General features: G+C 68.8%; 12 protein-coding genes. 5 read left to right on the top strand and 7 right to left on the bottom strand.

The annotated features are described in order from the left end of the window. Nucleotides 1-8 precede the first annotated feature (8 nt). On the top strand, nucleotides 9-482 hold the full coding sequence (locus tag AU196_RS17700) for a hypothetical protein (RefSeq protein WP_059096387.1): 474 nt from the start codon (nucleotides 9-11) through the stop codon (nucleotides 480-482). Continuing rightward, on the top strand, nucleotides 479-1,357 hold the full coding sequence (gene ppk2 / locus AU196_RS17695; protein WP_059096386.1) for a polyphosphate kinase 2: 879 nt from the start codon (nucleotides 479-481) through the stop codon (nucleotides 1,355-1,357). Before AU196_RS17700 ends, ppk2 begins: the two co-directional genes overlap by 4 nt. On the opposite strand, the gene AU196_RS26385 is transcribed toward ppk2, so the two are convergent. Genes AU196_RS26385 through AU196_RS17680 form a run of 3 tightly spaced genes read right to left on the bottom strand, consistent with a single transcriptional unit; the run spans nucleotide 1,354 to nucleotide 5,426 of the window. After that, nucleotides 1,354-3,219 carry a serine/threonine-protein kinase gene (locus AU196_RS26385; protein ID WP_059096385.1) on the bottom strand — a complete coding sequence of 622 codons (1,866 nt, stop codon included), beginning with the start codon at nucleotides 3,217-3,219 and terminating at the stop codon, nucleotides 1,354-1,356. The genes ppk2 and AU196_RS26385 overlap by 4 nt on opposite strands. A 51-nt stretch (nucleotides 3,220-3,270) precedes the next feature. Then, nucleotides 3,271-4,608, bottom strand: coding sequence for an adenylate/guanylate cyclase domain-containing protein (locus AU196_RS17685; protein WP_059096384.1), 1,338 nt, complete (start codon nucleotides 4,606-4,608; stop codon nucleotides 3,271-3,273). Between the two features lie 50 nt (nucleotides 4,609-4,658). Further along, a complete protein-coding gene (locus AU196_RS17680) occupies nucleotides 4,659-5,426 on the bottom strand; it encodes an SDR family NAD(P)-dependent oxidoreductase (RefSeq protein ID WP_059096383.1) in 768 nt (255 codons plus the stop codon). A gap of 157 nt (nucleotides 5,427-5,583) precedes the next feature. Between AU196_RS17680 and AU196_RS25885 the strand changes: the two genes are divergently transcribed. The 3 genes from AU196_RS25885 to AU196_RS17670 all read left to right on the top strand — a co-directional run bounded on the left by AU196_RS25885 (nucleotide 5,584) and on the right by AU196_RS17670 (nucleotide 7,952). Continuing rightward, nucleotides 5,584-5,721, top strand: coding sequence for a hypothetical protein (locus AU196_RS25885; RefSeq protein ID WP_197415827.1), 138 nt, complete (start codon nucleotides 5,584-5,586; stop codon nucleotides 5,719-5,721). Nucleotides 5,722-6,057: 336 nt separating this feature from the next. Further along, the gene (locus AU196_RS17675; RefSeq protein WP_059096382.1) at nucleotides 6,058-6,990 is read left to right on the top strand and encodes a cyclopropane mycolic acid synthase family methyltransferase; all 933 of its coding nucleotides are present in this window, start codon (nucleotides 6,058-6,060) and stop codon (nucleotides 6,988-6,990) included. A gap of 65 nt (nucleotides 6,991-7,055) precedes the next feature. Beyond that, nucleotides 7,056-7,952 carry a cyclopropane mycolic acid synthase family methyltransferase gene (locus tag AU196_RS17670; protein WP_059096381.1) on the top strand — a complete coding sequence of 299 codons (897 nt, stop codon included), beginning with the start codon at nucleotides 7,056-7,058 and terminating at the stop codon, nucleotides 7,950-7,952. Here AU196_RS17670 and AU196_RS17665 read toward each other — a convergent pair. The 4 genes from AU196_RS17665 to stpK7 all read right to left on the bottom strand — a co-directional run bounded on the left by AU196_RS17665 (nucleotide 7,945) and on the right by stpK7 (nucleotide 14,796). Next, a complete protein-coding gene (locus AU196_RS17665; RefSeq protein WP_059096634.1) occupies nucleotides 7,945-9,288 on the bottom strand; it encodes a cytochrome P450 in 1,344 nt (447 codons plus the stop codon). The genes AU196_RS17670 and AU196_RS17665 overlap by 8 nt on opposite strands. A 4-nt stretch (nucleotides 9,289-9,292) precedes the next feature. Beyond that, the gene (locus AU196_RS17660) at nucleotides 9,293-11,578 is read right to left on the bottom strand and encodes a prolyl oligopeptidase family serine peptidase (RefSeq protein ID WP_059096380.1); all 2,286 of its coding nucleotides are present in this window, start codon (nucleotides 11,576-11,578) and stop codon (nucleotides 9,293-9,295) included. Nucleotides 11,579-11,625: 47 nt separating this feature from the next. Then, nucleotides 11,626-12,876 (bottom strand): KasA/KasB family beta-ketoacyl-ACP synthase, encoded by a 1,251-nt coding sequence (locus tag AU196_RS17655; protein ID WP_059096379.1) that lies wholly within the window; start codon nucleotides 12,874-12,876, stop codon nucleotides 11,626-11,628. A gap of 93 nt (nucleotides 12,877-12,969) precedes the next feature. After that, nucleotides 12,970-14,796 carry a serine/threonine protein kinase StpK7 gene (gene stpK7 / locus AU196_RS17650; RefSeq protein ID WP_059096378.1) on the bottom strand — a complete coding sequence of 609 codons (1,827 nt, stop codon included), beginning with the start codon at nucleotides 14,794-14,796 and terminating at the stop codon, nucleotides 12,970-12,972. Nucleotides 14,797-15,029 lie beyond the last annotated feature (233 nt).

Genomic DNA, 15,029 nt, shown 5'->3' with positions numbered 1-15,029 from the left:
GTGGAGACATGGCCGATTCAATCGACGTCGCCCACCCACCACAGGCGCTGCTCAACGTCATCAACCCCGCGCTGCGCGTCGCGCTCAAGACCCCGCTGGGCTCCGCGCTCACACAGTTCATGGTCGTCAGCTTCACCGGCCGCAAGACCGGCCGCCGGTTCTCGGTCCCGGTGAGCGCCCACCACCTCGACGGTGACCTCTACGTCATCCTCGAGGCGAAGTGGAAGTACAACTTCCGCGAGGGCGCACCCGCCGACGTCACCCACCACGGCCGGACGAGCCGGATGAACGGCGAACTCATCACCGACGCCGGCACCGTCGCCGACATCGTCCACCGCGTCGCGGAGAACTACGGCGCCAAGAAGGCGCAGCAGACCATGGGCCTCAAGTTTCGCGGCGACACCGTGCCCTCGAAAGACGAATTCACCGAGGCCGCAACCCGACTCGGCATCGCTGCGATCCGGTTGACGCCGTCCGCGTGACCGAGATCGACCTCGACGCCCTGTCGACCGCGAACCACGGCTACACCGTGGCCGACGATGACGACGACGACCCCGTCCTGCTCGACCGCGACGGCAACCCGATCCAGACCTGGCGCGAGCACTACCCGTACGACGAGCGGATGCCGCGCGCCGAATACGAGTTCCTCAAACGCAAACTGCAGATCGAACTGCTCAAGCTGCAGCGGTGGAGCAAGCGCACCGGCGCCCGCCACATCATCCTGTTCGAGGGACGCGACGCCGCAGGCAAGGGCGGCACCATCCAGCGCTTCATGGAGCATCTGAACCCCCGCTACGCCCGCACGGTGGCGCTCGAGAAGCCCACCGAGCAGGAGAAGTCGCAGTGGTACTTCCAGCGCTACGTCGCGCACTTCCCCACCGCCGGCGAGATGGTGCTGTTCGACCGGTCCTGGTACAACCGCGCCGGCGTGGAGAAGGTGATGGGCTTCGCCACCGAGGAGCAGCAGGACGAATTCATGCGCCAGGCACCGGTTTTCGAGGAGATGCTCGTCAACGAGGGCCTGCACCTGACGAAGTTCTGGTTCTCGGTGTCCCCGGCCGAGCAGCGCACCCGGTTCGCGATCCGGCTCGTCGACCCGCTGCGCCACTGGAAGTTCTCCGACATGGACATCGAGGCGGTGCGGCGGTGGGACGACTACACCCGCGCCAAGGAGGAGATGTTCCTGCGCACCGACACCGACCACGCGCCGTGGATCGTCGTGAAGACCAACGACAAGAAACGCGGCCGCATCAACGCCATGCGCTTCTTCCTGTCGAAGTTCGACTACGACGACAAGGATTCGGACGTGGTCTGCGACCCGGACCCGCTGATCGTCGGCCGCGCGCTCGAGGACTAAGGGTTCGTCTTCGTCGTGTCGTCCGGGCCGCGCGAGGTGCTGACGATCTTGGCGATGCAGTGGTCCCGGTCGTACCCCTCGTACGTGCACCACGAGAGGATCTCCCCCGGATCCGTCGAGGTCCAGCCGACGATCGTGATCCAGAAATTGCGGCTGTCGTACGTGGACCAGTCACCCGACCACAGGAGCCGCGCGCCCGGGTACTCCTCTCGAATCGCCAGATGCTCCGCGAGGATCTGCTCGTTGTCCCACACCGTGCCCTCGGCCTCGAGACCGACACGCTTGGCGCTGAGCTGCGGAAGCCACCTGTCGGTGAGATACAGCGACACGTAGGGCCGGTCGTTGCGCGCAATGGTCTGCAGCTGAGAGAGGCTGCGCTGCTCCACATCCGGCGTGACAGGCGGTGGTGGCGGCAGCGTCTTGGTCACCGTTGACGGCGACTGCGACGGCGACTGCGACGGCGACGGCGACGGCTCGGGTTCGACGGGTCCGACCTCGACCTCGACGCCTGCCTTCGCCTCGGCCTCGGTGTAGTTCGCTTCCGCGGAATGCGCGACCTGCACCCGGTAGAACTTCGCCCCGGTCGGCACCTCGGGAACCCGGAACGACAGTGAGCACCCCTCACGCTCACTGTCGCTCCCGTGAATGGCTCCCTTGGCGAGCAGCTTGCCGGCCTCGTCCTCGACGATGACCGGTGCATTGGGCCCGATGTCGCCGTAGGTCTTCGTGCCCGCGCACGTGTATCCGCCCGGCAGCCCGCTGGTCTTCATCACCTCGTCCGGAAGGCGCAGCGTGCCCGCCAGCGTGAACGGTTCGGGGGCCGGTTTCTCGTCGCCGGGAGCGAAGACGAGGTAACCCAGGACCGCCGCCACGGCCACCAGCACCACGGCCGCAGCCGCCAGCCATCCCCCCGCGCGGCGGCGTGGGACCGGCGCGGCCGGTTGCGCAGGCGCAGCAGGCGGCGGTGCCGCCGACCGCACCATCGTCTCGGCCTCGCCGAGAGCCGGGGGCGGCTCCCCGTTCTCCGGCGCCTCCAGCGCCCGCGCGAAATCCATACACGTCGCGAACCGCTCGTCGGGATCCTTCGCCAGCGCCCGCGCCATCGCCGCGTCGAGCGGCGCCAACTCCGGATGGGTGTCGGCGAGACGCGGCGGCGTCGCGTTCAGGTGCTGGCCGATGACGACGGCCGCCTTCGAGTTCCGGAACGGCGGTGCGCCGGTCAGCATGTGATACGCCGTCACCGCCAGCGAGTACTGGTCGGTCCGGCCGTCGACGTCGAGCCCCATCAATTGCTCGGGTGCGGCGTAGGCGGCCGTGCCGACCGTCATGTTCGTGGCGGTCAGCCCGCCGCTGGTGTCGTCGGCCAGATCGCGGGCCACCCCGAAGTCGCCGAGCAGGATGCGCCGTTCACCGTTGTCGACGTCGGCAACCAGGATGTTGGCGGGTTTCACGTCGCGGTGCAGCAGCCCCCGGCTGTGCGCGTAGTCGAGCGCGCTCGCGACCGCCGTGACGATCTCCAGCGCGTCCTCGGCCGGCATCCCGTTCGGGTACTTCTGCTGCAGCAGACGCCCGACGTCCGTGCCGTCGACGAAGTCCATCGAGATCCACAACCGCCCCCGGTACCTCCCGCGGTCGTGGATACCGACGATGTGCGGGTGCCAGAGCTTGGCGGCGAGGTCGGCCTCGCGATGGAACCGCTCCAGGAAGTCGGCGTCGGCCGAGATGTCGGCCTTGAGCACCTTGAGCGCGTCCTGTCGCGGCAGCCTCGGATGCTGGGCGAGGTAGACCTCGCCCATTCCCCCTGAGCCGAGCATCCGCTGGATCGTGTACCCAGCGATCTTCGTACCGTCCCCTAACGGCATGTCGGTGGGTTACCCCGTGAGCCGCACAGCTAACACCCCGGTATTCGCCGATCACTCCCGCACCGCGAAGACCGGCCACCGGTTCGGCACGCCCTTGAGCTCGTAGCGGCCACGGTCGGCGAACTCGAACCGCGACCCCAGCACCAGCGGGGGCACCACCCCGGACACCAGCACCTCTCCGGGCGCCGCGAGTGCCATGATCCGCGCCGCGATGTGCACCGCGATGCCGTGGACGTCACCGTCGGTCACCTCCACCTCACCGGTGTGCAGTCCGGTGCGGATCGTCAGGCCCAGATCCGCGACGCCCTCCCGAATCGCCCTCGCGCAGTTGATCGCCCGCGCCGGACCGTCGAAGGTCGCCAGCGCCCCGTCCCCGGTGAACTTGACGACTGCGCCGCGGGCCCCGGCCACCTCGCGTTCGACGATCCGGTCGTGCGCGGCGAGCAGCGCCGTCCACTCGCCGTCGCCTAGCGCCGCGGCCAGCTCGGTCGATCCGACGATGTCGGTGAACAACACCGTCGACAGCACGCGATTGGACTGCGGGACCGCCCGGCCGCCGGTGACGAACGACTCGATCTCATCGACGACACGGTCTGCATCTCCCGCGAACCACGCGTTGTCGTCGCCGTCGAGTTCCACGCGGCGTGCGTGCGGGATCCGCCGGGCCATGTCTGCTGCGTGCTCCCCGCGGACATGCCGGTCGCCACGCCGGTGCAGCAGCAGCGCCGGCGCCTGAATGCTCCCGAGAGCCGGACGAATGTCGGTGCGCAGGAACAGGTCCAGGATCGCCCGGAAGTGCGCGGGCCCACCCGCCAGCCGCTCGTTGCGCGCCCACCACCGACGTTTCGCCGCATCACCCGACCAGCTGGGGGCCAGCTGATCGACCAGCGCACCGCTGCCCACCGCCCGTTCGGCTGCCTCGAGGTACCGCGCCAACGTCGCCTCCGGCATCCCGAACGGCTGGTCCGGGCCACGGAGGTACCGCGCGAACGGGTTGGTGAGCACCAGCGAACGCACCCGGTGCGGGTGGCTGGCCGCCAGCAGCAGCGCCGAGAGGCCCGATTCGGACATCCCGAACACCGTCGCCGAGTCGCTGCCCACCGCGTCGAGCACCGTCAGCAGACCGTCCGCCCAGGACTGCATCGCCGGCCGGTCCTTGATCGGCACCGCATCCGAACTCCCGGTCCCGAGCAGATCGGTGAGGATCAACCGGCTGAACGACGCCAAGTGGCGCAGGTGTCCGGCGACGGTCGGGTCATCCCACAGCAGGTCGATCGGGAACGTGGCGGTCGGGACGAAGAGCAGATCGGGCCCGTCGCCGCCGACAACCTGATAGGCGAGATGGGCGTCGCCATCCCGCGCGTACACCGTCTCCGGCACGGAGACCATGGCACGAGCATGGCACGGCAGTGCTCACCGGGGAAACTACGCCGGGACCGTCAGCGCGGGGCCATGCGCAGTGCGCCATCCAGACGGATGGTCTCGCCGTTGACGTACTGGCTCTCGATCAGACTCACCGCCATGTGGGCGTAGTCGGCCGCGTCGCCGAGCCGCTTGGGATGCGGGATCGCCTCGGCGAGTCCCTGCCGGATGTCGTCGCGGAGTCGGGCGAGCATCGCGGTGTCGAAGGTTCCCGGCGCGATGGTGTTGACGCGGATCTGATACGACGCGAGATCGCGGGCCGCCACCAGCGTGATGCCGTGCACCCCGGCCTTGGAGGCGGTGTAGGCGGTCTGGCCGATCTGACCGTCGAACGCGGCCACCGATGCCGTCATCACGATGGCTCCCCGGTCCCCGTCGAGGAGGTCGTTGCCTGCCATCCGCGCGGCCACCAGGCGCACCACGTTGTACGTGCCGATCAGATTGACCCGCAACACTTCTGCGAAGCTGTCCAGGTCGCCCGGCTGCTGCTGTTTGTCGAGGATCCGCAGGCGGTCCCCGCCGCGGCCCGCACAGTGCACGACCGCCCGGAGGGGACCGCGTTCGACTGCCGCATCGAGCGCGGCGTCGAGCGCCTCGGTGTCGGTCACGTCGGCCGGAACGAAGGTCGCTGCGCTGCCGAGTTCGTCGGCGACGCGGGTGCCGTCAGAGCTGGGCAGGTCGACGAGCACAACAGAGGCGCCCTTTTCGACCAGCCGCGTCGCGGTGGCCCGCCCCAGACCGGACGACGCCCCGGTCACCAAAGTGGAGATTCCGTCGATGCGCATGAGCGTCCTTTCCTGTGTCCGCCTTGCTTCATACCGCATGACCGACCGCCGGCCGTCGGCGAGCGCCGACCTGGCGCGACTTCGGCCCGCCGACCATGATGCGGCGTAAAATCGGTCCGTCGGGACCACCATGGCCCCCCGAGGCAAAGGGCCGACGATGTCTGACAAATCACCCAGATCGACCATGACCAAGAAGGCCGGTAGGAGCCTCAAGGAGAAGCGCGCCGCCAAGCACGCCAAGGCCTCCGCCAAGCGCTCGTCCACCGACGCCCTCTTCCACGGCAAGAAGCGCTGACACCCGACCAGCTGAACCGACGCGCTGCCGGACCCGGCGCGCCGGGGGGATGCTCGCGTGCGGCCCCCAGAGAGGTGCGACCGGGCTCCAACCATTGCTGACGTCCCACCCGCAGGGAGAATCCGCACTAACTTATCGCCTCGCCGACAGCCCGCCGTTAGCTCCTCGCATGCGGCGAGCCGACCCGGCCCACCCACGATTGGCATTCCTGAGAAGTGCCAGACATAGTGGCGACAAGCGCGTTGATCAACTGACTGCAGGCGTAGTCTCGGCACCGTGTCGAGCAGCAGGCACCGAGTGTTCAGGCCCGAATAAACGATCTCACCAGGACGGACAGTGGCAGATACATCGAGTGCATCCCCCAGGGCAGAGTCCAAGTGGCTGTCGAAGTCCGCTTCGCAGACCCGTGGCTCGGACAAGGGCGAAGTCCAGTTCCACTACGACATCTCCAACGAATTCTTCAAGCTCTGGCAGGATCCGAACCAGGTCTACAGCTGCGCGTACTTCGAGAAGGACGACTACACGCTGGAACAGGCCCAGATGGCCAAGATCGACCTGTCACTGGGCAAGCTCGGCCTCGAGCCCGGGATGACGTTGCTGGACATCGGCTGCGGCTGGGGCGCCACGATCATGCGGGCGGTCGAGAAGTACGACGTCAACGTCATCGGCCTGACGCTCTCGGAGAACCAGAAGCGCCACATCGAAGAGCACTGGTTCGCCAACGCGCAGACCGACCGCACCTTGGAGGTCCGCCTGCAGCCGTGGGAGGACTTCACCGGCCGGGTCGACCGGATCGTGTCGATCGGCGCGTTCGAGCACTTCGGCTTCAACAAGTACGACGACTACTTCAAGAAGACCTTCGACTGGATGCCCGACGACGGCGTGCAGATGCTGCACACGATCATCATCCCGGAGGATGAGGAGATCAAGGCCAAGGGCCTGCCGCTGACGATGTCGCGGGTGCGGTTCATCAAGTTCATCATGGACGAGATCTACCCCGGCGGCCGTCTGCCGCTGGCCTCGATGGTCAAGGAGCACGCCGTCAAGGCCGGCTACACCGTGACCCGCGAGCAGCACCTCCAGGAGCACTACGTCAAGACCCTCGACACCTGGGCCCGCAACCTCGAGGCGCACAAGGACGAGGCCATCGAGATCACGAACGAGGTGATCTACGAGCGGTTCCTCAAGTACCTCGACGGCTGTGCCGATCTGTTCCGCCAGGGCTACACCGACGTCGCACAGTTCACGCTGGAGAAGGCTCCCGCTTAGCACAGCTAGGCAATCTGCGTATAAGGTTCAAGATCGATTTTCACGGACAACGGAGGACGACGCAGATGGCGGACAGCGGGTCGGGGGGCTCGACAGGGACTTCGACGAAGATGAAGGTGGCCTACGAGGACGTCCAGGCCCACTACGACATCTCCAACGAGTTCTTCGGGCTCTGGCAGGACCCGACGCGTACGTACAGCTCCGCCTACTTCGAGCGTGACGACATGACGCTCGAAGAGGCGCAGCTGGCCAAGATCGACCTGGCGCTCGGCAAGCTCGACCTGCACCCCGGCATGACGCTGCTCGACGTGGGCTGTGGCTGGGGCGCGATGATGAAGCGCGCGGTCGAGAAGTACGACGTCAACGTCATCGGCCTCACCCTGAGCCGGAATCAGCAGTCGCTGGGTCAGCAGATCCTCGACGGCATCGACACCTCCCGGTCGCGCCAGGTGATGCTGCGCGGCTGGGAGGAGTTCGAACAGCCCGTCGACCGCATCGTCAGCATCGAGGCGTTCGAGGCGTTCCCCAAGGACCGCTACAAGGCGTTCTTCGACCTGTGCCACCGCATCATGCCCGGCGACGGGCGCATGGTGCTGCAGACGATCATGGGCCACCCGCTCAAGCGCTGGCCCGAGCTGGGCGTCCCGATCACCATGACCGATCTGCGGTTCATGCGTTTCATCGCCAAGGAGATCTTCCCCGGCGGCTCGGTGCCCTGCGACGAGGATGTCGTCGAATACTCCACGGCCGCAGGCTTTTCCGTCGTCGAACGCGACGACCTCACCGCCAGTTACGTCCGCACGCTCACCACCTGGGCGCAGAGCCTCGAGGCGCAGCGCGAACAGGCCATCGCCGTGACGAGCGAAGAGGTCTACGACCGGTACATGAAGTACCTGCTGGGCTGCGCGGACTTCTTCAACCGCAACGTCAGCTACGTCGCACAGTTCACGCTGGTCAAGTAGTTCGCCTCGCCTCGACGCGGATGCGGGCGCCGCGGGCCGGCACCATGATCACGGCCTTGACCCGTTGACGTTCCCCCGGTGCGGTCGTGGTGCCCAAGACGACTCGGCGCAGGATCTCGCGCAGCACGACACGCATCTCCACCATCGCGAAGGTCGCGCCGAGGCAGCGGCGGTTGCCACCACCGAACGGCAGCCACGTCGTCGGTGTGAGCGTCGCCCCGACCATCCGGTCGGGGTCGAAGCGATCCGGGTCCGGGTAGACGCCGGCATCGGCGTGGACGAGCCCTATCCCCGGCGCCACCATCACGCCCGCCGGTAACCGGTAGCCGGCGACCTCGGTCGGTTCGGTCAGCACGCGGCCGACGTCGAAGACCACCGGCCGGACCCGCAGCACCTCCTTGACGACGCAATCGAGATATTCGTCGCCGGCCGGGTCGCCCGCCGCGCTGCGATCCGCCGCTCGCACCGCGGCCGCCAGGATCGCGGGATGCCGCGTCAATCGCTCCAGGGCCCACGACAGTCCGGTGGCGGTGGTGTCGTGGCCCGCCACCAACAGTGTCATCAGCTGATCGCGCAGCTCCCGGTCGCTCATCGTGCGGCCACCCTCGTGGGCACTGCGCACGAGCATCGCCAGCACGTCGGTACGTCGCGTCAGGTCGGGATCGGCACGGCGCTCGGCGATCTCGGCGTACAACAGCCGGTCCGCCTCCTCGATGCGGTTCCTCAGCGACCGCCACAGCGGCAGCCGCTGCAGGCCGGGGTCGGCCAGCGCCGGTGTCGTCCAGGGCGTCACCGTCAGCAGCCTCGGCATGACCGCGCGTAACGCGGCCAGCCGCGCCGGGTCACTCGCGCCGATCACCGTCCGCAGGATCACCTCCAGCGTGATCTCGGACATCTTCGGCGCCACCGCGAACGGGGCGCCGACCGGCCAGCGCGCGATGTTGTCGGCGGCGATCCCGGTCATCACCTCGACCTGCCGGGCGACCGCGTCACGGTGGAACGGCGCCATCATCAGCCGCCGCCGGTCCCGATGCACGTCCTCGTCGATCACGAGAACCGATGTGTCACCGAGCATCCCGCGCAACATCGCATTCGCCTCACCGGCGTGGTACCGGCGCGGGTCGCCGGCGAACACCGTCTTGATGTCGGCCGGGTCGGCGAGGTACACCATCGTGCCGAGCGACGACACCCGCAGCGCGAAGACCGGACCGTATCGGCGTCGGCAGGCCGAGACGAAGCTCGGCCAGTACCGCATCAGCAGTGCCGCCTGCACCGGTGCGGGCAGGCGGGGCCCCGGCGGGAAGGCCGCCCGGGCCCGGGTCGTCGGAAGGGTCATGTCGTCACCTCCGATCCCCATTGTCGGCCACGGCCAGCGTGATGCGGTGGCGTCCGGCGGGGACATCGACCACCGCTCCGGTCGGCGTGCTGCCGAGCTTCACCGTCATCCCCGGGGGCAGGGCCGCCAGCCGGACCCGCACCGGATGGTCGGTGAACACCGTGATCGTCGAGTGCGGCAGCGACGCCAGCCCGGCCCGCACCACGTCCACCGCGCACCCGGCGACCCCGGTGAGCTTCAGCGTCAACCACGGCATCGGGTCGACCTCGTCGCCCAGCTCCCACGTCATCTCGGTGAACACCCCGGGTGTCGGGTCGAAATCCGGGATCACGCCGCCGCGGCGGTCGATCGTGCGTCTCCGGTCGGGGCGGGCGTAGGACCGGGCGTCCACCTTGGCGACCCTGCCGCGCACCTTCTCGACGTCCTCGGCGGCTCGCAGTTCCGACACCCACCACACCCGATGCGGCCCGATCCCGAGATCCTCGCGCACCAGCTGCGGATACCAGGAGAACGTGATGTGGCCCGGATCCGCTTGCCGCAGATCGGTTTTCATGTGCGCGATCGGATCGTCGAAGTCGTCCTTGAGCAGGAACGCGACGTGGTCCTCGACGGGGTACGCGGCGAACCGGTACCGGTACCCGAGTTCGTCGAGCTCGAGCACCTGCTGCGCCACGCCCGGGAACGGCACGAACTGGTCGAGGCCGCCGTGGGCGATGACGAACGGCAGCCACCGCGCGTTCTCGAGCAACCTGAAGGTGTCCCCCTCCCGCGCGCAGTGCGACGTCGGGTCGAAGTCGGCCGGCGCCTCCACACCTCGCACCAGCCGCACACCGCACGTCGGCGGCCCGGCGAGCACGACCGCCTGGGCGAACACCTCCGGATAGCTCAGGCCCAGCTTGTACGTGCCGTACCCGCCCATCGAGTACCCCGAGATCACCGTGCGGTTCGGATCGGCGCCCAGTTGTTCGACGACCCGGGCGAACACCTCCCACACGTCGAGTTCGCCCTCGTCGAAATACCAGCACGCCGGACCGCGGGCCAGCGGCGTCACGACGATCGAGTTGCGTCCGTCGCACACCTCGTGCAGCAGCTTCGGGTCGAACGCCGCGTACTGGTTCTGGCCCAGCGCCAGCGAGTGCAGCAGCAACGTCAGCGGCAGTTTCCGTCCCGGCGCGTACGTCGCGGGCACACACACCGAGTACGGCTGCACCCGGCCGAGGAATTGCGGCGCGGTGTCGAGGATGTTGCCCGGTCCCACACCCTGACCCAGCTCGGCCGAGGACACATACCAGCGGGTGGACGTGCCGGTCACCACCGGTTCCGGGTCGGTGCGCCGGTCGGCGAGGTGATCCCACGGCACCGCCAGCGCGAACTGCGAGACGTCACCGTCGTCGAGGGCGTCGGCCTGGGCCTGGTCCGACCAGAAGTTCAGGTGCACCTTCTCCTGCTCTCGGGTGCGGAAGGCGAGGTTGTAGACGTTGGGTTGTCCGGGGGCGGCGCCGCGGACGAACGGCACCTCCGCGAAACCGTCACCCGCCTCGTCGGCCAGCCCGGCGGCCAGCCGCACCGTCCACGTTCCGGTCGGTGCGACCAGCGCCCGGGGCACCGTCGCCAGGAACGACCGCGATTCCGTGTCGACGCGGTGCTCGACCGCGGTGCGTGTGCCGGTGGTCAGGTCGATGAGCCAGGCGCCGGCGCCGGAGATCAGCAGGGCCAGGTCGATGCCGGTGGAGCGGACACCGGCGTTGGCCGGCCACTCGTTGCTCGCGACCGCGGAGCGGTCAGTGTCGGAAGCGGTCCCGCGATCGGTGTCGAATGTGAACAGGCCGATCGGAATCGAACTGTCCAGCAACGTGTTCCAATCGATCCGCCACCAGGTGTCGGTGGCGGTGAGCCCGATGCCCACCCGGAAGATGTCCGCGCCGTTGCGCGCCGCCGCACCGTCGGGATAGACGTAGGTGCCGCGCGGCGGCGCACCGCCGGTGGGCACGCTGACGGGGATACCGGAGGCGCCGTGGTCGTCGTAGAGGAAGTCGGTCCAGAACAGCGCGCCACCGGCGAAGCGGCCCGTCCCGCAGGTGCGGGGGAACTCCTCGCCGAACGGCCACCCCGAGGGCACCGGCAGGACCGGTTCCCGCTGCAGCGCCGCAGGCGGGACCCCCTCGGGCATACCGTCGATCACGACGAGGTCGGGTGGGCGCGGCGACGCGGGAGCCACCGCGTTCCTGACGGCCTCCGCGACCCGGCGTGCGATCCGGAGCGGGAGCAGGGCGGTGGAGATCAACGACACCGGGCCGACGTTAAGCCCAAAGTGGGCTTATGGCGGGCGGTTCGGGGTCAGTAAGCGCCGAAGACCAGCGCGATGTTGTGCCCGCCGAGGCCGAACGAATTGCTGACCGCGTACCGATACTCCCCACGACGGGGTTCGCCGGTGACGACGTCGAGGTCGATGTCGGCGTCGAGGTGGCGCGCGTTGAGCGTCGGCGGCACGACCCCGTCACGCAACGCCTGCACCGTGAGCACCGCCTCGACGGCCCCTGCCGCCCCCAGCGAGTGGCCCAGCGCCGCCTTGGCGGCGTAGACCGCGGGCCGATGCTCGCCCAGCGCGTGCCGGATGGCACGCCCCTCGGCCACGTCACCGAACGCGGTGCCGGTCGCGTGGGCGTTGACCAGGTCGACGTCCGACGGCGCCAGGCCGGCCAGATCGACCGCATGCCGGATCGCGTCCCCGGCGGGCACCCCGCTGGGATCGGGTTCGACGATGTCGTAGCCGTCGGAGGTCATCGCCGCGCCCATGATCCGCCCGAGGATCGTCGCGCCGCGGGCCTTGGCGTTCTCCTCGGTCTCGATGAGCAGAAGCGCCCCGCCCTCGCCGAACACCATGCCGTCCCGGTCCTTGTCGAACGGTCGGCAGGCGCCGACCGGATCGTCGTTGTTCGTCGACAGCACACCCATCCGGGTGAACGCCCCCACCGGGACCGCCTCGATCTGCGTCTCCACGCCCCCGCAGATGGCCATCTCCACCTCGCCGAGGACGATCTGGCGCCACGCCTGGGCGATCGCGGCCGCCCCCGAGGCGTCGGCCATCACCGGGGAGATGATGCCGCCCTTGGCCTGCCGGTCCAGCCCGACCGCGGCGGCCGGGGCGTTGGGCATGTACATCTGCACGGCCAGCGGCGACACCGCGCGCAGCCCCTTCTGCCGCCAGTTGTCGTACTGCGCCGGGATCTCCTCGGTGGAGCCGAGCGCGAGCCCGATCGACACCATCAGCCGCCGCACGTCGATGTCGGGTGTGCCCGCGGCCTCCCACAGACGGCGGCCCAGCACCGTCGACATCTTCTGCATGTAGGACAACCGCCGCAGCTCGACACGGTTGAGGTGGGCGTCGAAATCCTCACGGAGCTGACCGCCGATGCGCACCGGCGAGTCGAGTTGCTCGACGAACCACGAATCCAGCGCGCGGATGCCGCTCTGTCCGTCCAGCAGCTGCTGCCAGGTGTCCTCGGCGTCGGGCGCCAGGGCCGTGGTGGAGGCGACCGCGGTCACCACCACGTCGGCGAATCCACTTCCGGTTCTCAACTTGGCCATGCCTGCGCATCCCCTGTTGCTCGCTTGACGACGTTGAGTCTCTCAAGACAGGTTACGCTGTGCCGCCACGGCTTTCGCGTGTCGGCGCGCGGGTCAGCGCACCGCGCCGTTGATCACCGGATCGGCGATCATGCCCTTCTCGACGCCCCACATCGTGGCGATCGTGCGGTACTCGCCGGTGGCCATCACGTGCTCGAGCGCCTGGCGCAGCGACTCCGCGAGCTCGGACCCCTTGGCCACCGGCCACCCGTAGGGCGCAGAGTCGAAGACCTCACCCGCGGGCTCCAGCGCGCCGCCGGAGGTCTTGATCGCGAAGCCGGTGACCGGTGAGTCGGCCGACATCGCGTCCACCTCGCCGGCGAGCAGCGCCGCGGTGACGTCGTCCTGTTCGGTGAACACGACCTTGTCGATCGGTTCCTCACCCGCCGCCACACACGCCTCGCTCTTGGCGGGCAGTTCGTCGGTCTCCTGGATGACGCTGTAGGCCACACCCACCCGTAATCCGCACGCATTCGCCGGGTCGACCTGCGCGGAGCCCGCCCGCTGCGCCCACAGGGTGCCCGCCTCCAGGTACGTGACGAAGTCGACGGTCTTCTCGCGTTCGACGGTGTCGGTGATCGAGGACATGCCCAGCGTGAAGGCCCCGGACTGCACTGACGGGATCACGCTCTCGAACGCCGTCTCGCGGAACTCCGGCACCAGTCCGAGCGTGCGCGCGACGGCCTTCATCAGGTCGACGTCGAACCCGACGATCTCGCCGTAGGCGTCGCGGAACTCGTTCGGCGCGTAGGGCACGTTCACCCCGACGACCAACCGGCCCGACTCGCGGATGTCCGCGGGCACGGTCGCCGCGATCGTCGGCACCTCACCCGGTGTCGGCACCGGACCGGGCACCGGCGTCGCGGTGTCCTCGGCGACCACGACCTGCCTCGGGGCCCTGGTCCGCTCGGGCCACCCACTCCACTGCCACGTCACGACACCCGAGATCGCCACCACCACCAGCGTGGCCACCGCCACCGTCGCGGCCCGCCTGGTCAGCCTGCGACGCAGCGGGATCCGGGCCGACCGTGCGGAATGCCTGCCGGACCGGCTCGACCAGCGCACCGGCGAGGTCAACGCACGCCGCGCCGCTGCGGCCATCTCCGCCGCCGTCTGGAAGCGCCGCTCGGGTTTCTTCGCCATGCCCCGCTCGATCACCGCGTCGAAGGCGGCGAGCCGTGGATCCACCGTCGACGGTTTCGGCACCGGCCGCACGATGTGCCCGGCGATCTGCTCCTCGAGACTGTCCGCGGGGTACGGCCGCACCCCTGTCAGGCATTCGTAGAGCACACACGTGAGCGCGTAGATGTCCGAGCGCGGGTCGATCCTGCCGCCGTTGAACCGCTCCGGCGCCATGTAGGCCAGCGTGCCCAGCGTGCTGCCCGCCGTCGTCATCCCCGGTTCCCCGGCGCTGCGGGCCAGGCCGAAGTCGATCAGGTACACGAAGTCGCGGTCGGTGATGAGGATGTTCGACGGTTTGACGTCCCGGTGGATCAGCCCCGCCGCATGCGCGGCGTCGAGCGCGGTCGCCACCTGCTCGACGACCTTCACGGCAAACGACGGCAGCAGCGGCTTGTCGGCCTCCTGCAGGATCGCGCCGAGGTTGCGGCCTTCGATCAGCCGCATGTCGAGATACAGCCGGCCGTCGATCTCGCCGTAACTGTGGATCGGCACCACATGCGGGTCCTGCACGCCCGCGGCCGCCTGCGATTCGCGCCGGAACCGGCGCTGGAACGTCGCGTCCTGGGCGAGGTGCGGCGGCAACACCTTCAGGGCCACGACCCGGTCGGTCCGGGTGTCATAGGCCTTGTAGACCTCGCCCATGCCGCCCCGGCCGATCAGCTTCTGCAGCTGGTAGTGCCCGAATGGTGTCGCGTCCACCGTTGTACTCCTCGGCAGCGGCCAGTCGGTGTGTCGAGGAGAAATTACCGCACCTTTGCCCAAGATGTCGTTGATCATTCGACGCCGCCGTCAAACGTGCCGGAAAAGCGAACTTATGGCAAATTGGTCGAAGGGTAGGGAAACCCCCGATTCCTCGCCCCATCCCTGCGTCCGACACTTGGCGGCAACGAACTGCCGAGGGGGACGGCCGGTCGTCCGCAGGGACACGGAGG

Source organism: Mycobacterium sp. IS-1742 (genome assembly GCF_001500125.1).
Lineage (GTDB): Bacteria > Actinomycetota > Actinomycetes > Mycobacteriales > Mycobacteriaceae > Mycobacterium.
This window is presented reverse-complemented; position numbering and strand designations above follow the sequence as displayed.